General features: G+C 69.9%; 19 protein-coding genes and 4 pseudogenes. 13 read left to right on the forward strand and 10 right to left on the reverse strand.

What is annotated here, in order from left to right:
• Positions 1 to 83: 83 nt before the first annotated feature.
• Positions 84 to 1,613, reverse strand: coding sequence for an aldehyde dehydrogenase (NADP(+)) (locus tag OG390_RS12105; protein WP_406167368.1), 1,530 nt, complete (start codon positions 1,611 to 1,613; stop codon positions 84 to 86).
• Positions 1,614 to 1,757: 144 nt separating this feature from the next.
• Here OG390_RS12105 and OG390_RS12110 point away from each other — a divergent pair, with 144 nt between their 5' ends.
• The 6 genes from OG390_RS12110 to OG390_RS12135 all read left to right on the forward strand — a co-directional run bounded on the left by OG390_RS12110 (position 1,758) and on the right by OG390_RS12135 (position 8,021).
• A complete protein-coding gene (locus tag OG390_RS12110; RefSeq protein ID WP_028803360.1) occupies positions 1,758 to 2,531 on the forward strand; it encodes an IclR family transcriptional regulator in 774 nt (257 codons plus the stop codon).
• A 10-nt stretch (positions 2,532 to 2,541) separates the two neighbouring features.
• Positions 2,542 to 3,015 (forward strand): GNAT family N-acetyltransferase, encoded by a 474-nt coding sequence (locus tag OG390_RS12115; protein ID WP_406167370.1) that lies wholly within the window; start codon positions 2,542 to 2,544, stop codon positions 3,013 to 3,015.
• Between the two features lie 509 nt (positions 3,016 to 3,524).
• Positions 3,525 to 4,550 carry a hypothetical protein gene (locus OG390_RS12120; protein ID WP_406167372.1) on the forward strand — a complete coding sequence of 342 codons (1,026 nt, stop codon included), beginning with the start codon at positions 3,525 to 3,527 and terminating at the stop codon, positions 4,548 to 4,550.
• A complete protein-coding gene (locus OG390_RS12125; RefSeq protein ID WP_406167374.1) occupies positions 4,547 to 5,806 on the forward strand; it encodes a sensor histidine kinase in 1,260 nt (419 codons plus the stop codon). The genes OG390_RS12120 and OG390_RS12125 overlap by 4 nt, the downstream gene beginning before the upstream one ends.
• Positions 5,803 to 6,474: a response regulator gene (locus OG390_RS12130; RefSeq protein ID WP_406167375.1), complete on the forward strand. Its 672-nt coding sequence runs from the start codon at positions 5,803 to 5,805 to the stop codon at positions 6,472 to 6,474. Before OG390_RS12125 ends, OG390_RS12130 begins: the two co-directional genes overlap by 4 nt.
• 95 nt (positions 6,475 to 6,569) lie before the next feature.
• Positions 6,570 to 8,021: a peptidoglycan D,D-transpeptidase FtsI family protein gene (locus OG390_RS12135; RefSeq protein WP_406167377.1), complete on the forward strand. Its 1,452-nt coding sequence runs from the start codon at positions 6,570 to 6,572 to the stop codon at positions 8,019 to 8,021.
• A 92-nt stretch (positions 8,022 to 8,113) separates the two neighbouring features.
• Here the strand turns inward: OG390_RS12135 and OG390_RS12140 are convergent, their stop codons facing one another.
• Entirely contained in the window at positions 8,114 to 9,565 is a 1,452-nt protein-coding gene (locus tag OG390_RS12140; protein WP_406167379.1) for an NCS2 family permease, read from the reverse strand.
• Positions 9,566 to 9,823: 258 nt separating this feature from the next.
• Here OG390_RS12140 and OG390_RS12145 point away from each other — a divergent pair, with 258 nt between their 5' ends.
• From OG390_RS12145 to OG390_RS12160, 4 genes are all read left to right on the forward strand, one after another.
• Positions 9,824 to 10,390: a SigE family RNA polymerase sigma factor gene (locus tag OG390_RS12145; protein WP_406167380.1), complete on the forward strand. Its 567-nt coding sequence runs from the start codon at positions 9,824 to 9,826 to the stop codon at positions 10,388 to 10,390.
• Positions 10,387 to 11,268 (forward strand): hypothetical protein, encoded by an 882-nt coding sequence (locus OG390_RS12150; protein WP_406167382.1) that lies wholly within the window; start codon positions 10,387 to 10,389, stop codon positions 11,266 to 11,268. Before OG390_RS12145 ends, OG390_RS12150 begins: the two co-directional genes overlap by 4 nt.
• Before the next feature lie 87 nt (positions 11,269 to 11,355).
• Positions 11,356 to 12,186 carry a pectate lyase gene (locus OG390_RS12155; RefSeq protein ID WP_406167384.1) on the forward strand — a complete coding sequence of 277 codons (831 nt, stop codon included), beginning with the start codon at positions 11,356 to 11,358 and terminating at the stop codon, positions 12,184 to 12,186.
• An 85-nt stretch (positions 12,187 to 12,271) separates the two neighbouring features.
• Positions 12,272 to 12,418: a hypothetical protein gene (locus OG390_RS12160; RefSeq protein ID WP_406167385.1), complete on the forward strand. Its 147-nt coding sequence runs from the start codon at positions 12,272 to 12,274 to the stop codon at positions 12,416 to 12,418.
• Positions 12,419 to 12,491: 73 nt separating this feature from the next.
• Here the strand turns inward: OG390_RS12160 and OG390_RS12165 are convergent.
• A pseudogene (locus OG390_RS12165) lies at positions 12,492 to 12,787 on the reverse strand (pectate lyase); the annotation flags it as partial.
• Between OG390_RS12165 and OG390_RS12170 the strand changes: the two are divergent.
• Positions 12,778 to 13,875: pseudogene (locus OG390_RS12170) on the forward strand (family 43 glycosylhydrolase); the annotation flags it as partial. The pseudogenes OG390_RS12165 and OG390_RS12170 overlap by 10 nt on opposite strands.
• A gap of 6 nt (positions 13,876 to 13,881) precedes the next feature.
• Here the strand turns inward: OG390_RS12170 and OG390_RS12175 are convergent.
• From OG390_RS12175 to OG390_RS12205, 7 genes and pseudogenes are all read right to left on the reverse strand, one after another.
• Complete coding sequence (locus OG390_RS12175) at positions 13,882 to 14,676, reverse strand: HAD family acid phosphatase (protein WP_406167386.1); 795 nt, start codon at positions 14,674 to 14,676, stop codon at positions 13,882 to 13,884.
• Between the two features lie 347 nt (positions 14,677 to 15,023).
• Entirely contained in the window at positions 15,024 to 16,745 is a 1,722-nt protein-coding gene (gene araD / locus OG390_RS12180; RefSeq protein ID WP_406167387.1) for an L-arabinonate dehydratase, read from the reverse strand.
• Entirely contained in the window at positions 16,742 to 17,650 is a 909-nt protein-coding gene (locus OG390_RS12185) for a dihydrodipicolinate synthase family protein (protein ID WP_406167389.1), read from the reverse strand. Before OG390_RS12185 ends, araD begins: the two co-directional genes overlap by 4 nt.
• Positions 17,647 to 18,302 (reverse strand): annotated as a pseudogene (locus OG390_RS12190) (GntR family transcriptional regulator). The gene OG390_RS12185 and the pseudogene OG390_RS12190 overlap by 4 nt, the downstream one beginning before the upstream one ends.
• Before the next feature lie 238 nt (positions 18,303 to 18,540).
• Positions 18,541 to 18,669: pseudogene (locus OG390_RS12195) on the reverse strand (MBL fold metallo-hydrolase); the annotation flags it as partial.
• Positions 18,670 to 18,923: 254 nt separating this feature from the next.
• Positions 18,924 to 20,096 (reverse strand): hypothetical protein, encoded by a 1,173-nt coding sequence (locus OG390_RS12200; protein WP_406167390.1) that lies wholly within the window; start codon positions 20,094 to 20,096, stop codon positions 18,924 to 18,926.
• Between the two features lie 103 nt (positions 20,097 to 20,199).
• Positions 20,200 to 21,141 (reverse strand): 5-dehydro-4-deoxyglucarate dehydratase, encoded by a 942-nt coding sequence (locus tag OG390_RS12205; protein ID WP_406167392.1) that lies wholly within the window; start codon positions 21,139 to 21,141, stop codon positions 20,200 to 20,202.
• Between the two features lie 320 nt (positions 21,142 to 21,461).
• On the opposite strand from OG390_RS12205, the gene OG390_RS12210 reads away from it, so the two are divergent.
• Positions 21,462 to 22,286, forward strand: a complete 825-nt coding sequence (locus OG390_RS12210) for an NAD-dependent epimerase/dehydratase family protein (protein WP_406167394.1) — start codon at positions 21,462 to 21,464, stop codon at positions 22,284 to 22,286.
• Positions 22,287 to 22,560: 274 nt separating this feature from the next.
• Complete coding sequence (locus OG390_RS12215; RefSeq protein WP_406167396.1) at positions 22,561 to 23,331, forward strand: DeoR/GlpR family DNA-binding transcription regulator; 771 nt, start codon at positions 22,561 to 22,563, stop codon at positions 23,329 to 23,331.
• Positions 23,332 to 23,398: the final 67 nt, after the last annotated feature.

Consider the following 23,398-nt stretch of genomic DNA (forward strand, 5'->3'; position numbering starts at 1 on the left):
TTGGGCGCGACAGACCGCGGACGGCCGGCGGCTCCACGCCCCACCGAAGGTCCGACGGGCGGCGCTGGCCGCGCGGCCCGGTGCTACCGCTCGAGACGGCCGTTGAAACGACGCGGCAGGCCCAGCGGGTTGTCGTCCCGCAGCTCCGCCGGCAGCAGCGCCTCCGGCGCGTTCTGGTACGCCACCGGCCGCAGCCAGCGTTCGATCGCCGTACCGCCCACCGACGTCGAGGTCGAGGTCGTCGCCGGGTACGGACCGCCGTGGTGCTGGGCGGGGGCGACCGCGACACCCGTCGGCCAGCCGTTCACGAGCACGCGCCCCGCGAGCGGCGTCAGCTCGGCGAGGAGCTCCGCGCCGCGGCCCTCGCCGGCGGCCTCCTCGGTGGAGAGCTGGACGGTCGCGGTGAGGTTGCCGGGAAGGCGGGAGAGGACCGCGCCGGCCTCGGACTCGTCCTCGTAGCGCGCGACCACGGTGAGCGGGCCGAAGCACTCCTCCAGGAGCAGGTCGTGCTCGCCCTCGGTGGTGAGCTTCTGCGCCGGCACGGTCAGGAAGCCGGGGCTCACGGTGTGCTCGCCGCCCGCGCCGGGGGTCACCGGGGACTCCACGTCGGGGAGTTCGGCGCGCGCGGCGACACCGGCGATGAAATTGTCCCGCATGCGGTGGTCGAGGAGCACACCGGCGTCCGTGTCGCTGACCGCGTCCGTCAGGGACTTCACCAGGCGGTCGCCCGCCGCACCCGCGGGCGCCAGCACCAGGCCCGGCTTCACGCAGAACTGGCCGACGCCCAGCGTCATCGAGCCCGCGAGTCCGGCACCGATCACCTCGGCCCGCTCGGCGGCGGCGGCCTCGGTGATCACGACGGGGTTGAGGGAGCCCAGCTCGCCGTGGAAGGGGATCGGCACGGGCCGGGCGGCCGCCGCGTCGAAGAGCGCACGGCCACCGCGGACCGAACCGGTGAACCCGGCGGCGGCGATCAGCGGGTGCCTGACCAGCTCGACGCCCGCCTCGAAGCCGTGGACGAGGCCGACGACGCCCTGGGGGATGTCGTGCTGAGCGGCGGCCCGGCGCAGTACGGCCGCGACCAGCTCCGACAGCGCCGGGTGGTCGGGGTGCGCCTTGACCACGACCGGGCACCCGGCTGCCAGCGCGCTCGCGGTGTCGCCGCCCGCGACGGAGAAGGCGAAGGGGAAGTTCGAGGCGGAGTAGACGGCGACGACGCCCAGCGGCACCTTGTAGCGGCGCAGGTCCGGGATCGGCGGGGTCGCGGTGTCGTCGGGGTGGTTGATCACGACGTCGAGGAAGGCGCCCTCGTCGACGATGTCCCCGAAGGCGCGCAACTGGTAGCAGGTGCGGGCGAGTTCGCCGGTGAGCCGGACCGGGCCGAGCGCGGTCTCCGCGTCGGCGGCCTCGACGAGCTGGTCCTTGGCGCCTTCGAGCAGGTCGGCGGCGGTGCGCAGGAACGCGGCGCGTACGCTGCGGTCGGCGAGCGCGGGGCGCGCGGCGTGCGCGGCGCGCACTGCCTCGTCCACCTCCTGGGCTGTGGCCTCCACCGCAACCTGTTCACGCTGCTTCCCGGTACGGGGGTCGACACTCCAGACTGGTGCTGCTGCCACCGCGGATCCCTCCAGATGTGTTGCCGCAGTTCTTCACCGCAGTTCTTATGTCACCCACCAGGGGCGTTCGATATACTGAACGCTGTCTCTGTTGGTGAATATGATGCGGAGACTATTTCCCGTCCAACGAAGGGGTCAAGGGCGATGTCGGCAGGCGAGACAGGCGGCGGGGCGCAGGTCAAGTCCGCGGTGCGGACCGTGGAATTGCTCGAGTACTTCGCCGGCCGGCCCGGAATGCACTCCCTGGCCGCGGTCCAGGAGGCCGTCGGTTATCCCAAGTCCAGCCTGTACATGCTGCTGCGTACGCTCGTGGAGCTGGGCTGGGTCGAGACGGACGCGACGGGCACCCGGTACGGCATCGGCGTACGGGCGCTGCTGGTCGGCACGTCGTACATCGACGGCGACGAGGTGGTCGCCGCGGCCCGGCCCACGCTGGACCGGCTCTCCGACGACACGACGGAGACGATCCACCTGGCGCGCCTGGACGGCACGAACGTCGTCTACCTGGCCACCCGCCAGTCCCAGCACTACCTGCGCCCCTTCACCCGGGTGGGCCGCCGGCTGCCCGCCCACTCGACTTCCCTCGGCAAGGCGCTGCTCGCCACCCACACCGACGAGCAGGTCCGCAAGATGCTCCCCGAGACGCTTCCCGCGCTCACCGAGCACACGATCACCGACCGGGAGAAGCTCATCGAGGAGCTGCACCAGGTGCGGGAGCAGGGCTTCGCGGTGGACCGCGAGGAGAACACGCTGGGGCTGCGCTGCTTCGGCGTGGCGATCCCGTACCGCACGCCCGCCCGCGACGCGATCAGCTGCTCGGTCCCGGTGGCCCGTCTCACCCCCGCGCACGAACAGATGGTCAAGGACGCGCTGTTCGACGCGCGCGACCGGCTCACGCTCGCGACGCGCAGGCTCTGACGTGTCCGGCATGGATGTCATCCTGCGCGAGGTCCACGACAGCGATCTGCCGGTCTTCTTCCGCCAGATGAACGACCCGGAAGCGCTCCGCATGGCCGCGTTCACCCCGGAGGATCCCGCCGACCTGACCGCCTTCGCCGACCACTGGAGTCGTATCCGCTCCTCGTCCGACATCGTCGTGCGCGCGGTCCTGGTGGACGGCGACGTCCTCGGCAGCGCGTCGGTGTACGGCTCGCCGGGCGAGCGGGAGGTCACGTACTGGATCGACCGCGCGTACTGGGGCCGCGGCATCGCGACGGCGGCACTGCGAGCCCTGCTGGCGCAGGTCGACGAACGCCCGCTGTACGCCCGCGCCGCCGCGGACAACACCGCCTCCCGCCGAGTCCTGGAGAAGTGCGGCTTCCGCGTGACCGCCCGAACCAGCGGCTACGCCAACGCCCGCGGCGCTGAGATACCCGAAATCGTGCTCACCCTGGAGGCCTGAGCACGACGCGGACCACGCCCGGCCCGGCGCCGGCTCGACACGGCCGCACAGCGCCGCGTCGGCCGAGCGCCGTCGCGGCGGATGAAGGGCGCGGCACCCGATGGTTCCGACCCCTTCATGGCACGGACCAGGGCGGCTCCCCGGCACAGGTCGCAAGCGCGGCTCCGCTCCGCGGCCCGCTGATTCGAGGTCGGGCCTTCCGTCCTCGTCCTCGGCGAGTGGCGCCGTGATGGTGGTCTACGGCTCGGCGAGCGGCCTCAGCAGCAGCTGGCAAGGCTTCCGGGCACACCCACCGCAGCCGCGCGCCGCCTCGCCGTCCGATACATCATTCCGGCACCGCAAGGTGCCGGAACCATGCATCGCGCCGTGACGGCGCTCAACCCCGGCGGCGCGCCTCGGCGGCGCTGCCGGAGACCTCCGCAAGTCAGACGGCCCCTCCCCCGTCCGGCGGAGGCGGATCGTCGCCGCGCAGGACGTGGGGCGAGGGCCCGCCACGGGAGCGTGGAGGCATGACGCAGACACTCGCCTCCGCTTCGGACACGACCCCCGCGGGGCCCTTGGGCAGCAGTCGGCTTCGCCGGATCCTCCGCAATGTCGCCATCGTCTCGTGCGCGCCGTATCTCTCCCTCAAGGTCGCCTGGATCGCCGGGAGTCACCTCGGCATCCCCCAGGGGAGCTCGCTGCTGGAGCACCGCACCGGCATGGCCGTGGCCAACGGCATCACCGTGCTGATGGACGGGGCGGTCATCGTGATCGCGCTGCTGCTCACCCGGTCCTGGGGGCTACGGGTGCCGGCGTGGCTGCCGGCCGTGCCGATGTGGGTGGCCACCGGCCTGCTCGCGCCGATCATGACCGGCTTCCCGCTCCAGATCCTGGTGAAGGCCCTCGGAGGTTCCGGGAGCAAGGCCTTGGAGAGCGGGCGGGAACCGTTCCTGGACGCGTGGGTGTTCGGGGTCGTCTACACCGGGTTCATCGTGCAGGGCCTCGCCCTGGGCACCCTGTTCGTGCTGTACGCACGGGACCGGTGGGGGCACCTGTGGCGCGGGCGGGTCTGGGAGCTGCCGGTCAGCCGGGTGGGCGCGGCCCAGCGGGCGACGGCGGTCGCGGCGGCCGTACTCGCGCTGGTCCCGCTCACCACTCACCTGCTGTGGGCGTGCGGCGGCACGGCGGGGCTGAGCACGGGCCGGGTCGCGGACCGGACCGGCGACTTCTACGTCCTGGAGGCCATGGACGTCGTGTTCCTGGTGTCCACCGTCGCGGGCGCGTGGATGCTCGCCTTCCGGCGCGGGCGGGCCCTGCCCGTGATGGCGCCCCTCGCCCTCGCCTGGATCGGCTCCGGGGCGGTGGCCTGCTGGGGCGGCTGGCTGTCGCTGGCGAGTCTCGGCGGCGTGGACGACATCGCCGAGCGCCCGACGGAGCTGATGAACCTCACCTACGCTGTGCACATGATCGTCGGCATGCTCGTGGTCACCCTCGGCGCGCACTTCTTCGCCGAGCGGACCGCCGCTGCCAGGCCGCCACGGCGCACCGCGTGAGGGAGTTCGCCCGGTTCCTGTTCGGACGGCGGGCGCGCCGGCGGTGGATCCATCTGATCCTCGGCGGCGCGCTCGCGATGCCGTACGTCCTCGTCGGTGAGGTCATCGTCGGGCCGCTCACCGACTCGCGTTACGTGTTCAACTCGTTCCCCCTCCAACTCATGTCCTTCGCGGTCGGGTTGCCGCTCGCGGCGATCACCGCGCTGTTCCCGCTGACCCGTCCGATGTCGGTGGCCGGGGTGCGCGCGCTGTGCGGGGTCGACGGCGACCGGCTCGCCGACGGGCCCCCGCGCACCTGGGCGGCCCGACGACGCACCGTCGGCTGGTTCACGCTGCACCTCGGCTTCGGCGGGGTCATCAGCGGGATGTCGCTGGCCGTACCGCCCTTCGCGGCGGTTCTCATCGTGCTGCCCGTCGTCGCGGGGCTGCGCGACTCCCGGCTCGGGCTGCCCGAAGTCCTCGACCACACCTGGGCGTTGGCGCTGTCGCCGGTCGCCGGGGTCGCGACGCTCATCGCGCTCGCGGCCTGCGCCGCCGTAGGTGGGAACCTGCTGGCCCGCTGGGCGCCCGCGCTGCTCGGGCCCACGTCCGAGGACCGGCTCGCGGCGGCCGAACGCCGTGCCGCCGACCTCGCCGTACGCAACCGGCTCGCCCGCGAGCTGCACGACTCCCTGGGCCACGCCCTGAGCGCGGTCACCCTCCAGGCGAGCGCCGCCCGCCGTGTCCTCGACACCGACCCGGACTTCGTCCGCGAGGCCCTCGCCGCGATCGAGGACACCACGCGGCGGACGGTGGGTGAACTGGACGCGGTGCTGGGCGTGTTGCGGGAGGGCGACGATCGTTCCACCGCTCCGGCACCCACCCTCGCCGCCGACCTCGACGGCCTGCTGCACCGCACCCGCGCCGGCGGCCTGCGTGTGCGGGCCACCGTCGAAGTGGATCCGGACGACCTGCACCCGCTCGTCTCCCGGGAGGCGTACCGCATCGTGCAGGAGGGCCTGAGCAACGCCCTCAAACACGCGGGCGCGCGCACACCGGTGACCCTGCGGATCACGGGGAGCGGCAGCGAACTGGAGATCACCACGGAGAATCCGACCACAGCGACCGGCGTTCCCCGCCCGGGCGGCGGTCACGGCCTGCGGGGCATCGCCGACCGCGCCCGGCTGCTCGGCGGCACGTGCGAGGCGGGCCCGGCGGACGGGGTGTGGCGGCTGACCGTACGACTGCCCGTCGAGAGAGACGAAGGACCCTCATGACCAGCCCGCGCACCGACTCCCTCCGTATCGTCCTCGCCGACGACGAACGCATGGTGCGCAGCGCCCTGCGCGCGATCCTCGCCGCCGAGCCCGATCTGGAGGTCGTCGGCGAGGCGGCGACCGGCGCCGAGGCCGTGTCCGTCGTCCGGGAGCTCACACCCGACGTCGTCCTCATGGACGTCCGCATGCCCGGGATCGACGGCATCCGCGCCACCGAGCAGATCCTCGCGACGCTCTCCGACCCCCCGCGCGTCGTCGTCGTGACCACCTTCGAGAACGACGCCTACGTGTACGAGGCGCTGCGCGCCGGAGCCTCCGGCTTCCTGCTCAAACGGGCCGAGGCCGACGCGCTCGTGCAGGCCGTACGGCTGGTCGCGCGCAGCGACACGCTGTTGTTCCCGTCGGCCGTGCGGGCGCTGGCGGCCGAGCACGCCCGGTCGCGGCCCGCTCCGCCGCCATGGGTGGCGAAGCTCACCGCACGGGAGCGCGACGTACTGCGGCTCATGGCCACGGGGCTGACGAACGCCGAGATCGCCGGGCGCATGGGAGTCGGCCCCGCGACGGTGAAGACGCACGTCGCGGCCGTCCTTGCGAAGACGGGCACCCGCGACCGCACCCAGGCGGTGATCGCCGCCTACGAAGCGGGCTTCATGCGGGACGGCGGCTGACCCGCGCTGCCAAGGGACGAACTCCATGAAGGACGTATGAGAAATCCGGGCGGAAGGGAACGATTCGCTCCTCCTCGCTCGTCCTTCTGAGCGGGATGAACAAGACGATCAGGCGTGCCGCCGTCTTCACTCTGCTGCTCGTGCTCTCCCTGCTGATCAGGGCGACCTGGGTGCAGTTCTACGACGGCAAGGCGCTCGCGGACAAGAAGGACAACCGGCGGAACGCGATCTCGCTGTACGCGAACCCGCTCGGGAACATCATCGTGGCCGGCGACGCGATCACCGGTTCCGCGCAGACGAAGGGCAGCGATCTCGAGTACAAGCGCACGTACAAGGACGGCAGTCTGTACGCGGCGGTCACGGGCTACAGCTCACAGGTGTACGGGGCGACCCAGCTGGAGGGCATCTACCAGGACCTGCTCGACGGCACGGACACCCAGCTGAAGAACCCGCTCGACACGATCACCAACAAGCGCGCCGACCCGGGTGACGTGATCACGACGATCGAACCCGATGTGCAGAAGGCGGCGTACAACGCCCTCGGCGACAAGAAGGGCGCTGCCGTCGCGATCGACCCGAAGACGGGCAGGATCCTCGCGGCCGTCTCCACACCGTCGTACGACCCCTCGCAGCTCAGCACGGGCAACTCCGCCGCCTGGAAGAAGCTGACGAAGGACGCGGACAAGCCGATGACGAACCGCGCGCTGCGCCAGCCGCTGCCGCCGGGCTCGACGTTCAAGCTGGTCGTCGCGGCGGCCGCGCTGGAGGACGGGCTGTACTCGGACGTGGGCACGAAGACGGACAGCCCGGACCCGTATACGCTGCCGGGCACGACCCGGGTGCTGTCGAACGAGAACCCGAACGCACCCTGCGAGAACGCCTCGATCCGCGTCGCGCTGCAGTACTCGTGCAACAACGTCTTCGCGAAGATGGCCGTCGACCTGGGCCAGGACAAGGTCAGGGCGATGGCCGAGAAGTTCGGCTTCAACGACAGGACGCAGGACGTGCCGGTCCGGGCGTACACCAGCGTGTACCCCTCGGACATGGACAAGTCCTCCACGGCTCTGACCGGCATCGGCCAGTTCGACGTGACCGCGACCCCGCTGCAGATGGCCATGGTGTCCGCCGCGATAGCCAACGACGGCAAGCTGGTCTCGCCGCACATGGTGTCGCAGACCAGCGACGCCGACGGCAATGTGCTGAGGAACTACGACGACAGCACGGAGACCAAGGAGATCGTCAGCTCGTCCACGGCCCAGCAGCTCCAGTCGGCGATGCAGACGGTGATCACGGACGGCACGGGCACGAACGCCCGGATCTCCGGCGCGACCGTGGGCGGCAAGACCGGTACGGCCCAGCACGGCGAGAACAACAGCAAGACGCCGTACGCCTGGTTCACGTCGTACGCGAAGTCCGACTCCAATGGCAAGGAAGTCGCCGTGGCGGTCATGGTCGAACAGTCCGACGCAGCCCGCTCCGAGGTCAGCGGCAACGGCTTGGCGGCTCCGGTGGCGAAGGCGATGATGCAGGCGGCCCTGAAGAACTAGCGGCTCGCTCCCCCGCGCCCCGTACGGGAGCACCCTGAAGGGGCGTGGGGAACTGCGCGACCGGCTACGACAAGCGGCACCCGAAGGACGGGTTACTTCACCCCGAACAGCTGCTCCACGGGATCGATCGCGAAGTACACCAGGAACAGCGCCGACGCCGCCCACAGCAGCCAGTGCACGTCCTTCGCCTTCCCCAGCACCGTCTTGATCAGGACGTACGCCAGGAACCCGACCCCGATCCCGTTGGTGATCGAGTACGTGAACGGCATCACGGCGATGGTCAGAAACGCCGGGATGGCGATCTCGTACCTGTCCCAGTCGATGTGCTTGACCTGGGTCATCATGAGGAAACCGACCGCGACGAGGGCAGGTGCGGCGGCCTGCAGCGGAACGATCGTGAGCAGCGGCGTCAGGAAGAGGGCGAGCGCGAACAGGCCACCGGTGACCAGGTTCGCAAACCCCGTGCGCGCGCCCTCACCGACGCCCGCCGCCGACTCGATGTAGGAGGTCGAGGAGGACGCCGAGGCCGCACCACCGGCGACCGCCGCGGCACCGTCGATGAGCAGGACGCGGCCGAGCTGGGGCACCTTGCCCTCGTCGTCGAGCAGTCCCGCCTCGGCGCTGATGCCGACGACCGTGCCCATGGTGTCGAAGAAGTCGGACAGGACGAGGGTGAAGACCAGCAGGACGACGGTGATCGCGCTGGTCTCACCGAAGGAGCCGAACAGGCTGAAGCGACCGAGCAGTCCGAAATCCGGCGAGGCCACCACATCGTCGGGGACCTTCGGCGTGGTCAGGCCCCAACTCTTGATGTCGGCTGCGGAGTTGACGATGATCGCCACGATCGTCATGGTGACGATGCTGATCAGGATCGCGCCCTTGACCTTGCGCGCGAGCAGCCCGATGGTCAGCAGGACTCCGAGGCAGAAGACGAGGATCGGCCAGCCGGCGAGCGCGCCCGTGCCGCCGAGCTGCACCGGCACCGTCGTGTTCGCGAGGTCCGGGATGCGGGTGACGAAACCGGCGTCGACGAAGCCGATGAAGGCGATGAACAGGCCGATGCCGACGCTGATCGCCTGCTTCAACGGCTGCGGTATCGCGTGCATGACGGCTTCGCGCAGACCCGTCACCACCAACACACAGATGAGCAGGCCCTCGAGCACGATCAGGCCCATCGCGTCGTCCCAGCTCATCAGCGGGGCGATCTGGAAGGCGACGACCGCGTTGAGGCCGAGGCCCGCGGCGAGCGCGAGCGGGAGGTTGCCGCCGATCCCCATGATGATCGTCATGACCGCGGCCACCAGGGCGGTGGCGGTGGTCAGTTGGACGGTGTCGAGCTGGTGGCCGAACTTGTCCTTGGCGCTGCCCAGGATGATCGGATTCAGGACAAGGATGTAGGCCATGGTGAAGAACGTGGCGAAGCCGCCGCGTATCTCCCGGCCGAAGGTGGAACCCCGGGCGGAGATCTTGAAGAACCGATCGACGCTGTTCTCCGCCGGTGGCACGGCACTTGGCCGATCGGTCACCTTCTGCTTTTCGGACATGGCGATACTCCTCGCTACCTGCGTGCCGGGTGTGCGGATGCTGGCTGGATTGTTCCCGCGTTGAACCGCTTTCAGGTTTTCCCCGTGTTACAGAATCGAGTTCGACCTGCCATATGGTGTTCGAAGTTCCGTACGGAACGCTGGTACGCTCTCGCATCTCGCCCCACGCGAACACCACTTCTTCACAGGTGAAACACAGGGGCCGTATACGCACACACCCGCACCGGTACCGAAAGCCGCAGCGAGGAGAGGTCGCCCGTGGGCACTGTCGTCGACGACGCCGCCTCCGTGGAGTTCCACGCCTTCTTCGAACGGCACTACGCCGAACTGGCCCGTCTGGCACACCTGTTGACCGGCGAGGCGGACGCCGCCGACGATCTGGCGGCGGATGCGCTGCTCGCGCTGTGGCACCGCTGGGACCGGGTGCGCGCGGCGGACCATCCGGTGGCGTACGCGCGCGGTGTGGTCGCCAACCTCGCCCGCACCCGCATACGCAGCGCCGTTCGGGAGCGCCGGCGGATCACGCTGTTCTGGTCGCAGCGCGAGGACAGGACCGAGAACCCCGACGTCCCGGGCAGGATCGATGTCCAGGAAGCGCTGCGCAGACTGCCGTTCCGCAAGCGCGCGTGTGTCGTTCTCCGGCATGCTTTCGACCTCTCGGAGAAGGACACGGCTCTCGCCCTCGGGGTTTCCGTGGGTACGGTGAAGAGCCAGACGTCGAAGGGCATGGCGGAATTGAAGCGGCTTCTCGGCACCGACGAGGCAACGATGCGGGTGCACGCGGGAGTGCTGCCCACGGGCGGAGCCGGAGGTAGGGACCGATGAGGAAGGCGCAGGACGTGCACGACGAGCTGCGCGCCGGGCTGCGTGAGGCGGCAAAGGCGCACGAGCCCGACCGCGCGCACATCCTGGCCCGGGTCGAGCGCGGGATGGCGGGGGGCAACGAGCGGCGGCCCGCGCGGCGTGCGGCACGGCCGCCGCTGCTCGGCTGGGCCCGTGTCGTGGGCGCCACGGCCGCGGTCGCGGGCGTCCTCGCGGTGGGCGGCTACGCCGTCGCCTCGGCGGTGAAGGACGACACCCCGGCGCAGCAGACCGTCGCGGTCTCGCCGACCCCCGATCCGTCGCCGGACGCGACGAGCCGGGCGCCGGTCGCCCCGGACCCCACCCACCGTTCCGGTACGTCGAGGCAGTCCGGGAAGCCGAGTTCGTCGCCCTCCACAACCCCGACGCCCGGGAGTTCCGCCTCCGCCACGGCACAGCCGCCGGCCAAGGACAACCAGGACGGCCCGCTCCGGTCCGACGGCTCGGTCGACCCGCACAGCAACGAGTTCTGGGCGCAGAGCAATGTGACCCTGAAGTCGGGCAAGCAACTCAGTTCGCTCACTGTCGAGTTGAGGATCAGGCAGACCGGCGGGGTCACGAACGCGGGATCCTGGCGCTCGCTGCCCGAGGACGACTTCACCACGACGGTCGCGGAGCAGGACGGCTTCCTCGTCTACACCTGGGTGCTCAAGCCGGACCACACGGTCTGGCCGGGAGAGTGGGTGTTCGCGGGGCAATACGACCACGACCGGGGTGGCCGGGGCGCGAAGGACGACAGCTACTCGGCGACGGCCACCACCACGGACGGCGAACGGTCCACCGTGACCGGCGACTTCGCGGCCCAGGGCAGCACCGACGCGGCGGCCGACGGAGATTCGTAAGAGAATTTCCGGAAGGCGGCAACCCTTTCCTCGGCAGTGGCGACCAGGAGACGCAACGATCTCCGCACCACTCAAGGAACTCGGTTCATGACTGCACGAGTTGAACAGCGCGTCCGCCACCGCCGCCGGGTCACCAAGCGGCGTGCCGTGATCGGTGGCATGGCCGCCTTCGGCATCACCGGCGCGGCGTTCGTCACCACGACGACGCTGTCCTCGGCCGGCGCGGCGTCGGCCTGGCCGACGGCCACGGGCAGCAAGGCCGTCGGGTCCACGATCCCGGTGTCCGGCGCGTACGACGGCAAGCTGAAGAAGTTCTACGGCAGTGGCGACCTGGGTACCGACAGCCAGGACGAGGATCAGGGCCCCCTCTTCGAGCTGGCCGACGGCGCCACCCTCAAGAACGTCATCATCGGCACCCCGGCTGCCGACGGCGTCCACTGCCTGGGCAGCTGCACGCTCCAGAACGTGTGGTGGCTGGACGTCGGCGAGGACGCGGCGAGCTTCAAGGGCAAGTCGTCGTCGGCCGTGTACAAGGTCTACGGCGGCGGTGCGAAGAACGCCGCCGACAAGGTGCTGCAGTTCAACGGCGCGGGCAAGCTCGTCGTCAGCAGGTTCCGGGTCGAGAACTCCGGCAAGCTGGTGCGCTCCTGCGGCAACTGCAAGACGCAGTACAAGCGCACGATCATCATCAACGACGTGGATGTCACCGCGCCCCTGAAGGCGATCGTCGGCATCAACTCCAACTACGGCGACACGGCCGCCCTGCGCAAGGTGCGCGTCCACGGCGACAGCGGCAAGAAGATCAAGGCCTGTGTCCGTTTCCAGGGCAACAACACCGGCAAGGAGCCCACCGAGCCGGGAACCGGTCCGGACGGGACGTCCTGCAAGTTCACGGCGTCCGACATCAGCTACGAGTGACGCAATCGCCTTGAGCGCTCACGCACAACGCCGCACACGCCGACGTGTGCTCGCTCGCCATGGGTTCGCACCAGGAATGAACCACATGTTCACTTTCCACGTCCCTACCAGTGCGTGGAAGACGGACGCCGGTCAGTACAGCGTCCTGAAGCTCGGCATCGTCAGTGGTTCGACCGGCTCGGCCCACCCCGGCCCGGGCATGTCGTTCGACTGCATTGGCCTGCTGACCTGAGCCCCCCTCGGTCAGCAGAGGAACGCCCCCGCCGGTGACGACCGGCGGGGGCGTTCATTCGTCATCCGACAGGTCAGTCCATGGTCGAGCCGATGGTCGTGGAGCCGATGGTCAGGAACGTCGTCGAGGGCAGCGAACCGCTCGACGAGCGGGCCCGTACGCGGTCGTCGCGTCCGTCGACTTGAAGGCCGGTGTCGGGACACCGCTGTCCCAGTTGTCGGCCGCGGAGACCGTGGCGGAACCCAGCTTGTCCAACCCGCCCTTGTTGCTCACCGCGAGGTTCCTGGCGAGCCGCGCTTTCCCCGTGGCGAAGTAGAACCCGGCTTCGGCGTTGGCGTACGCGGTGTTCCGGTTCAGCACGCTATGCCCTCAGCCGTGGCAACGACGCCTTGCACTGGCGGGAGTTGAACGCCGGAAAACCCGTCCTCACCTCCGACCTGGGTGAAAAGGGTCTGCGCGATCCGTTCGTGATCCGCTCCCCCGAGGGCGACAAGTTCTATCTCATCGCCACCGACCTGAAGATGTACGAGAACAGCAGCGGCAGCTGGGACTACGTCCAGCGGCACGGCAGCAAGTCCATCATGATCTGGGAGTCCACCGACCTGGTCCACTGGACCGACCGGCGGCTGGTCGAGGTCGCCCCCGACAACGCGGGCAACACCTGGGCCCCGGAGGCCTATTGGGACGTCACACTCGGCGAGTACGTCGTCTTCTGGGCGTCCAAGTTCTACGCCGACGACGACCCCGATCACACCGGATCGACGTACAACAAGATGCTGTACGCCACCACCAAGGACTTCCGCACCTTCAGCGAGCCAAAGGTCTGGGACGACCCCGGCTACTCGGCCGTCGCGGACTCCCCGGCGGGTCCCTTCACGGACGCCCTCGGCAAACCCCTGGTCGCCAAGGGGCAGTTCACGGGCCAGATGATCGACCCGGCTGTCTTCACGGACGACGACGGCCAGGCGTATCTCTACCGGGGCAACGGGCACGGGTACGTCGTGCCACTGAACGACGACATGGTGTCGTTCGACGCGACGCAGGTGAAGGACATCACCCAGACCGGCTTCCGTGAGGGATCCTTCGTCGTCAAGCGGCAGGGCACGTACTACTTCATGTGGTCCGAGGACGACACCCGCAGCGAGAACTACCACGTCGCCTACGCGACGGGACCGTCCCCGCTCGGCCCGTGGACCAAGCGGGGCACGATCCTGTCCAAGCGCCCGGAGTACGGCATCAAGGGCACCGGCCACCACTCCGTGGTGAACGTCCCCGGTACGGACGACTGGTACGTCGTCTACCACCGGTTCGCCCTGAACGGCCCCGGGAAGCCGGGCGGGGACGGCACGCACCGGGAGACCACCGTCGACCGCCTGGAATTCGCGGCCGACGGGACGATTCTGCCGGTGGTGCCGACCCTGGAGTCGATCCGCCCCGTGCGGACCGACCGTTCCTGAGGAGGCTCAGCTGACGAAGTACGTCGGGTTCGGGAGCTTGTACGTCTTGTCGGCGTAGCCCCCTTCGAGGTCGGAGTACTGGTCGCCGAAGTCGGCGATGACCTCGTACCCGAGGGACTCGATGTGCTTGCGGGTGCCGGACTTGTACTGCACCGTCGTGCAGTTCCAGGCGGCGGCGGTGGCGCAGTCGCTCAGGTACGCGGGCGGGTTCGCCGCGTCCTTGAGGAACATGTGGTCGGCGTCGAGGTTGATGTCGGCGCCGACCTTCTTCAGGTTCTTGACGGCATCCGCGCGCTGCGACTCCTTCAGGCCCGAGTTGTAGAAGACCTCGACGCCCTCGGACTCGGCGTACTCGACGAGTGCGGGGGTGCCGAAGACGGCCGGGCGGTCGGCCTGAGCCACGTACGCGGCCCAGGAGGCGGAGTTGTACGTGTAGTTGGTCTTCTTCTCGTAGTCGAGGGAGAGCAGCAGCGTGTCGTCGATGTCGAAGACGACCGCCGGCTTCTCGCCGTGGTGCCGGGCCTTGTGCGCCGCCTTGTCGATGTAGCGCTTGGCGGCGGACTCGAGGCGCGCCAGGTCCTTGGCGTACTGGCTGTCCGCGGACGCCTGGTACACGCCGTTGCTGTCGAGCGTGGTGCCGTAGTAGGTGTCGATGTCCTTGACCAGGAGCCCGATGTTGTACGGCTCGTGGGTGGAGTTCGCCGTCGACTGGCCGGCGGTGGCTACGCCGGTGCCGTAGAGGGCGCCGCCGGCGACGACGCAGGCGGCGCCTATGGCTGCCGCTCTGAGGGACTTCCGCATGGATTCTCCGGTATCTGGGTGTGGTGGATTCCGCACCAGGTCACGGACTGTCTACGCGCATCACGTGCGCCGTGCAGGCGCCTTTATCCGATCGATACCTCTCGCACAGAAAAAGAGAAGCGGGCCGGTGCTCCGGCCCGCTTCCGTCTCCCTGGAAGACGTCAGTTCATCGTGGCGCCGATGGTCGTGGATCCCGTCGTCAGGAACGTGGTCGCGGGCGACGAGCCGTCGGAATGTAGGGCGCGACCGCGTCGATCCCGGCGTCAAGACGGGTCTCGCGGACGGTCGGCATCGGCCGGGCTGCGGTGTCCGAGCCGGGCACCCAGAGCAGTCCTCGCGGACCGCTCTCACCCGGCGTAGGGGTCCGGCACCTTGCCCGGCCGGGCCAGGAACGCGAAGTCGCAGCCGGTGTCCGCCTGGGTGATCTGCTCGTTGTACAGCGCCCCGTAGCCGCGCTCGTACCGCTCGGCGGACGGCGTCCACTGCGCCCTCCTGCGCTCCAACTCCACGTCTTCCACGTTGAGTTGAAGCGAACGCGCGTCGACGTCGAGGGTGATCGTGTCGCCGGTGCGCACCAGTGCCAGCGGCCCGCCGACGTACGACTCGGGCGCCACATGGAGCACACACGCGCCGTAACTCGTGCCGCTCATCCGGGCGTCGGAGATCCGCACCATGTCCCGTACGCCCTGCTTCAGCAGGCGGTCGGGGATGGGCAGCATCCCGTACTCGGGCATGCCGGGCCCGCCCTTGGGTCCGGAGCCCCGCAGTACGAGCACACTGTCCGCGGTGATACCGAGGGACGGGTCGTTGATGGTCCGCTGCATGGTCCTGTAGTCGTCGAAGACAACGGCGGGACCGGTGTGCTTGAGCAGCTGCGGCTCGGCGGCGATGTGCTTGATGACCGCGCCGTCCGGACACAGGTTGCCGCGCAGCACGGCGACACCGCCCTCGGCCGCCACCGGGTTCTCCCGGGTGCGGATGACGTCGTCGTTGTGGACGAGCGCGCCGTCGAGCTGCTCGCGCATGCTGTCGTACGACACCGTCGGCCGGTCCAGGTGCAGCAGATCGGTGATCCGCGACAGGAACCCCGGCAGACCGCCGGCGAAGTGGAAGTCCTCCATGAGGTACGTCTGTCCACCGGGCCGGACGTTGGCGAGCACCGGCACGGTCCGCGCGATCCGGTCGAAGTCGTCGAGCGTGAGGGTGACACCGGCCCGCCCGGCCATGGCGATCAGATGGATCACGGCGTTGGTGGAGCCGCCGAGCCCGAGGACGGTCGTCACCGCGTCCTCGAAGGCCTCCGCGGTGAGGATGTCGGACAACTTCCGGTCCCTGCGGACGAGTTCGACGATCCTGAGCCCTGCCGCCGCGGCCATCCGGTCATGGCCGGAATCGACGGCGGGAATGCTCGACGCACCGGGCACGGTGACACCGAGCGCCTCGGCGGCCGCGGTGAGTGTGGAGGCCGTGCCCATGGTCATGCAGTGCCCTGGAGAACGGGCGAGCCCGCTCTCCAGCTCGGTCATCTCGCAGTCTCCGATGAGCCCGGCGCGCTTGTCGTCCCAGTACTTCCACATGTCGGTGCCGGAGCCGAGGACCTCATTGCGCCAATGGCCCGGAAGCATCGGCCCGGCGGGCACGAAGACGGCCGGCAGGTCGACCGAGGCGGCCCCCATGAGCAGCGCGGGCGTGGACTTGTCGCACCCGCCCATCAGCACGGCCCCGTCGACCGGATAGGACCGCAGCAGTTCCTCGGTCTCCATCGCGAGCAGGTTGCGATAGAGCATCGGGGTGGGCTTCTGGAAGGTCTCACTCAGCGTGGACACCGGGAATTCCAGCGGGAAGCCCCCGGCTTGCCACACACCTCGCTTCACGGCCTGCGCACGGTCCCGCAGATGCACATGGCACGGATTGATGTCACTCCACGTGTTGAGGATCGCGATGACCGGCTTGCCCAGGTGCTCCTCGGGCAGATAGCCGAGTTGCCGCGTCCTCGCCCGGTGACTGAAGGAGCGCAGCCCGTCGGTCCCGTACCACTGGTGGCTTCTCAGCTCCTCCGGGCGCTTCATATGGACCACCCCTCGGCGATGGCGGCGACTTCCGCGCGCTCGGCCTCGGGCAGCGGCTTGCTCGGCGGGCGGACGTCCCGGCGGCACAGGCCGAGCGAGGCCAGGGCCTCCTTGACCACGGTCACGTTGTTGGCGGAGCCGTTGGCCGCGCGCAGATCCTCGAACCGGCGGATCTGCTCCCACACCTTCATCGCCCCCGGATAGTCCCCGGATCGAAGCGCTTCGATCATGTTCAGCGAAACGGAGGGGGCGACGTTCACCAGACCGGAGGTGAACCCGGTGGCACCCGCCGAGAAGTACGAGGGCGCGTACGGCTCGGCGAGCCCGGCCACCCACACGAACCGTTCGAGCCCGGCGTCCCGCGCGAAGGCGGCGAAGCGCGCGGCGTCCGGAACGGCGTACTTCACCCCGATGACGTTCGGGCATGCGTCGGCGAGCTCGGCGAGCCGATCCCCCGCGAGCAGCGGATTGCGGATGTACGGAACCACCCCCAGCTCGGGCACGGCCGCGGCGATGGCCCGGTGGTAGTCGACCCAACCGCCCTCCGACACATACGGATGCACGGGCTGGTGGACCATCACCATCTGCGCTCCGAGCTCACGCGCATGCAGCGCCGAGGCGACGGCGGTCGGCACATCGTGCCCGACACCGACAAGAATGACCGCCCGGTCCCCGGTCTCCTCGATGGTCAACTCGGTGACAAGCTGCCGCTCCTCAGGCGTCAGAGCGTAGAACTCACCGGTATTGCCGTTCGGCGTAAGGGTCTTCACTCCACCGTCGAGCAGCCGACGCGACAGGGCCCGATGGGTGTCGCGATCGATCGACCCGTCTCCCGCGAACGGTGTCACGGGGATCGCCACGACCTCGGCGAGCGCCGCCCGCTGGGTCTCGTACGTCGCTGTCATTCCTGTCCATCCTCTTCCTGGCCCTGGGGGAAGGCCCGTTGCACGAACGACGCGATATGGGCGTGCAGCGCGCCGGCCGCACCGTCGGCGTCACCGTCGAGGGCGAGCCGCAGGATCTCCCGGTGTTCGCCCGCCTCGCGCTCCCAGGACGGGTCGGCCGCCCAGGCGACCGCGGACACCAGGGCGGCCTGGTCCCGCACCTCGTCGAGCATCCGGCCGAGCAGCGGGTTTCCGCAGGGCACGTACAGGGCGCGGTGGAACTCCCGGTTGGCGAGCGAGCGTTCGGCGGTGTCGGTGGCGTCGTCCGCGCGGGTCAGCGCGTCCCGCGCGGCATCGAGCGAGGCCTCGCGCCGCACGGCCCGCCGCAGCGCCTCCGGTTCGAGCAGCAGCCGCACGTCGTACACCTCGCGCGCCATGTCCGCGTCCACCATGCGCACCGTGACGCCCTTGTACTGGTTCATCACGACGAGCCCGGTACCGGCCAGGGTCTTGAGCGCCTCGCGCACGGGTGTCTTCGACACCCCGAACTGCGCCGCGAGTTCGGTCTCCACCAGAGCCTGCCCCGGGGTCAACTGCCCGGTGAGGATGCGGTGTTTGATCCCTCCAGCACGAACTGCGTGCGGGACGGGATCGGGGTGGGCACAGAGGTCATGCGCGCCTCTCGGATCTCACGTGTCGGATCGCGAGGCCCAGACGCAACCGAATCCATCTGATCCATCTGATCCATGGGATCCATGGGATCCATGGGATCCATGGGCCGCATCTGATCTCGCATATCGCGTCTCATATATGACGTACGAAGTACGACGCGTTGAAGGTAGGAGCGTGACCGTGTTTCGTCAACGCTTCTGACAAAAGAAGTGGGAGTGACCGGTGGGTGGGCCCGATCCTCAAAGAGCCGTGCTGTCACCCTCACGGGCCGTGCCGGTCCGGCCGCCGAAGACGGCCGCGGCGCGCTCGGTCGCCGGCTCCGGCGTGAGCGACGGCCCTACGTGGGTGACAAGCAGCTCCCCCACACCCGCCCGCTGGCTCGCCGGCAGGCGCCCCCTTTTTATGTCATGCGCCTACGCCTGCTCGTCTCACGTCAGACGCCTGAGCCTGCTCGTCTCACGCCAGACGCCTACGCCGGCTCGCTACGGCTTCCAACCCGGGTCGTGGTGGGTGCCTGCGGCCGCCGGACACACCCGCACACCCCTGCCCCGCCCACACCACAGGCGAGACAGCCGGGCGCACCGGCCACAGGCGAGGCCCCCGCACCCAGCCCTCGGGGGCGTCAGCCCAAGTCCGCCACCGCTGACCGCACTGCTTCCAGGTCGGCATCGGACGCCAACCCGGCGTGATACAGCCGAAGTTCCGTCACCCCCAGCGAGACCGCGTGCGCCGCGTCGGCGGCCAGCGTGTCCGGCCGGCCCCCCATCCCCGACACCACGGTGAAGTTGGCGGCCAGCACGCGCCCCTCCCGCTCCGTCTCCGCGAACGGCGTCAGCAGGCCCACGCCACCGGTGCACGGCACCACGACACCGTCCGCGACGGACAGGATGTGCCCGGGGTCGACACCGGCGTTCGCACCGCAGTGGTACGACACGGGATCCGCGTGCAGCAGCACCTGGAACCCGGCCGGCGCAGCAGCCCGCACTGCCGCGACCGCCGCCTCCTGGAGCGTACGAGCGACGCGATCACGCCACACCCGCGTAGCCGCCGCAGGCTCCGCGCCGAGCAGCTTCTCGACCCCCGCCCAGCCACCGTCCGACGCCACCGCCCCCCGCCACACCGGCTCCAACGCCTCCCGCGCGGCGACCGCCAACTCCCCGCCGTCAATGCCCTGTTCCGCATAACCGTCGAGGCACACCGCACAGAAGCACAGCGACATCAGGTACTGCCCGGCATCCCCCAACCCCACCCCGCCGATCTTGTCGTGCGCGTGCAGATGGGCCAGCCCGTACCACCCGAGCGACTCAAGCTCCGTACCGCGAGCCCCGGGCCGCACCGCGGCCTCCGCCGCGAGGTCGACCAGATAGGCCCGCGTCCCGGGTTGCGCGATGCACGGCGCCCAGGGATACCGGTCCCCGTAGGCGTTGACCACGGAGGTCGACGGATGCTCGGCCCCCATACGGGAGTTGTGCGCGAGGACCACCCACGTGTGGACCTCGAGACCGGCCTCCGCAAGCTCGGCGGCAGCCGCCCCGTACGCGTCCCCGGACGCCCACTCCCCGGCCGCGTACGGCCGCAGCGAACGCCCCTGCCACCGCGCGTCCTCCACCGGATACAGCACGGCGGCATGCGAGGCCGTCACGATCCGATGCCGAGGATGCCGAGGCGTCAACGCCCGCGTCGAGTGGTACACGGACGCGAGCGTCACCTGCGGCACCCCGAGCCCGGCCATCCGCGAGGCGGCCTCCGGATCCCCGTTGACGTCCCACGGGTACAGAAACGCGGACGCCTTCACGCACCCTCCCCAAGCAGTCCCACCGGCACGGTCACAACACCCTCCCCAAACAGCCCCACCCGCACGGTCACAACGCCCTCCCCAAGGAGCCCCACCCGCACGGTCACACGCCCTCCTCGAGCAACCCGTACCCACGCTCGATCAACTGCGCGAGCTGCTTGACATGATCCTCGGCCGGCTCGTGCAACGGCGGCCGTACCTCCCCCACGTCCAGCCCCCGCAACCGCACCCCCGCTTTGACGAGCGAGACCGCGTACCCCCGCCCCTGCGCCCGCAGATCGACGAACGGCCGGTAGAACCCGTCCAGCAGCCGGTTCACCACTTCGTCGTCCCCCGTGTTCAGCGCCCGGTGGAAGGCCAGCGCGATCTCGGGAGCGAAGCAGAACACCGCGGACGAGTACAGCGTGATCCCCACGCCCCGATACGCGAGCCCGGTCAGCTCGGCCGTCGGCAGACCGTTGAAGTACAGGAAATCCCCGGGGACCTCGCTCCGCACCGCGCTCACGATCCGCTGCATCAGATCCAGATCGCCGAGCCCGTCCTTGAACCCGATGATCCCGTCGGTGCGTGCCAGCTCGACCACGGTCTCGGGCGTGAACACGGCGTTGTCGCGCTGATAGACGATGACGTCCAGCGAGGTGGCCGCGGCGACCTCGCGATAGTGCCGCAGCAGACCCTCCTGCCCGGCCACGACGAGATACGGCGGCATGGCGAGCAGCCCGTCGGCCCCGGCGGTCTCCGCGAGCCGCGCGAACCGTACGGCGAGCGCGGTCCCGTACCCGGCGCCGGCGACCACCGGCACACGCCCCTCCGCCGCCTCCACGGCCGCCCGCACACACGCCTCGAACTCCTCGGGCGTGAGCGCGTGGAACTCTCCCGTGCCGCAGCACGCGAAGACGGCCGCGGCGCCTGCCTCGACGCCGCGCCGCACATGCTCCCGGTAGACGTCGAGGTCGACGGAGCCGTCGGGGCCGTACGCGGTGACGGGGAAGAACAACGGCCCGCTGGGGACGCTGAGCCGAGCGGCGAGAGGGGCTGACGTCACGGACTCTCCCTAAACAGGTGCCCATCAGTGCATGTTTCTGATCCACGTCTATATTTCTGAACACGCCCACGCTAAGCCGCGGCCTTGGGGCCGGTCAAGCACGCAAACCCGCAACACGAAGGCGGATTCCCCGCCTCCGCGCGACACTTGACGCAGCACGTGAGCGATCCTTAGCGTGTCCATGCATGTGAATGTCGTACACGAATACGGCCGCACGTCCTGACACACCCCGCGACCCACCTCGTGACACCCGCCGCAACATCCGCCATGCCCCGCGACCACCGCCCTGGCCCAGAGCCCCGCACCGAGGAGACCCCCGCATGCCCGCCCCCCGCACCGTTCTGCTCACCGGCGCCGCCGGCGGACTCGGCACCCTGATGCGGGGACTGCTGCCGAAGTACGGGTACCAGCTGCGCCTCCTCGACCTGCGGCCCATCGAGGGCGAGCCGGACGCGATCATCGCGGACCTGTCCGACAAGGCGGCGCTGCGCGAGGCGGTACGGGGCGTCGACGCGATCATCCACCTCGCGGGGATCTCCCTGGAAGCCTCCTTCGAGAAGATCCTGAAAGCGAACATCGAGGGGACGTACAACCTGTACGAGGCGGCCCGCGAGGAGGGCGTACGCCGGATCGTCTTCGCCTCGTCGAACCACGCGGTGGGCTTCACCCCGCGGCCCCAGGGCGACGCCCCCTTCGAAGACAGCGCCCTGATCCCGATCGACACCCCGCGCCGGCCGGACACCTTCTACGGCCTGTCCAAGTCCTTCGGCGAGGACCTGGCCCAGTTCTACTGGGACAAGTACGGCCAGGAGACGGTCTCGGTCCGCATCGGTTCCTGCTTCGCGGAGCCCACGAGCGTACGCATGCTCTCGGTCTGGATGAGCCCCGAGGACGGCGCCCGCCTCTTCCACGCCGCACTGACCGCCGAGGGCGTAGGACACACGGTCGTCTACGGCTCGTCCGCCAACGCCCGCCTGTGGTGGGACCTCTCGACGGCCCGGGCGCTGGGCTACGAGCCGCAGGACGACTCCGAGTCGTACGCCGAGAAGCTCATCGCCGAGCAGGGCGAACTCGACCCGGACAACCCGGACCATGCCCACCTGGGCGGTCACTTCACCACGCACCCGCCGATCTGGCCCTACTGACGGCGCGGCGAGAGCACCACACGGGAGCGGGCGGGCACCGAACGGGCCCACCCGCTCCCGTGTTCGGGCACGGGCCCTGCCCGATCCCACCTCCCCACCCGCTCCGCCCCAGGTCCGCCGCGGGCACCCGCGGCGCGAAACGGGCCCAGCCGGGCACCATCGGGCACGCGACAGGCCTGGTCAGTGGCCGAAACCCGCTGTAGAACTTCCCTCAAGGGTCCACCGGGCCCGAACGGGCAGTGCGCAACGGAGCGCAAGGGAGCAGGTGACGATCATGACGGCGATGACGGCGGAGGAACGACAGCGCGAGATCGTCCGGGCCGCGCGCCGCACGGGCTCGGTCGATGTCACCGCGCTCGCCGCCGACCTGGGCGTCGCCAAGGAGACGGTACGGCGGGATCTGCGCACCCTGGAGGACCACGGTCTGGTGCGCCGGACACACGGCGGCGCCTACCCCGTGGAGAGCGCCGGCTTCGAGACGACGCTCGCCTTCCGCACCACGAGCCATGTGCCCGAGAAGCGCCGGATCGCGGCCGCGGCAGCCGAGCTGCTCGGAGACGCCGAGACGGTCTTCGTCGACGAGGGGTTCACTCCCCAGCTCATCGCCGAGGCGCTGCCCCGGGACCGGCCGCTGACCGTGGTCACCGCGTCCCTGGCCACGGCGGGCGCGCTCGCCGAGGCCGACAACACGAGCGTCCTGCTGCTCGGCGGCCGGGTCCGCCCCGGCACGCTCGCGACAGTCGACCACTGGACGACGAAGATGCTCTCCGGCTTCGTCATCGACCTCGCCTACATCGGCGCCAACGGCATCTCCCGCGAGCACGGCCTCACCACGCCGGACCCGGCGGTCAGCGAGGTCAAGACGCAGGCGATCCGAGCCTCCCGGCGCACGGTCTTCGCAGGCGTGCACACCAAATTCGGGGCGGTCAGCTTCTGCCGGTTCGCCGACATCAGCGCCCTGGAGGCGATCGTCACGAGCACGCTTCTCCCGGCGTCCGAGGCACACCGCTACTCCTTGCAAGGCCCTCAGGTCATCCGAGTCTGAAAACCGAACCGACCCCGACCCCCACCACCGCGTCCGAAAACCGAACTCACGCACTTCGTGAGGCACC

Origin of the sequence: Streptomyces sp. NBC_00996, from assembly GCF_045162675.1 — a bacterium.
Lineage (GTDB): Bacteria > Actinomycetota > Actinomycetes > Streptomycetales > Streptomycetaceae > Streptomyces.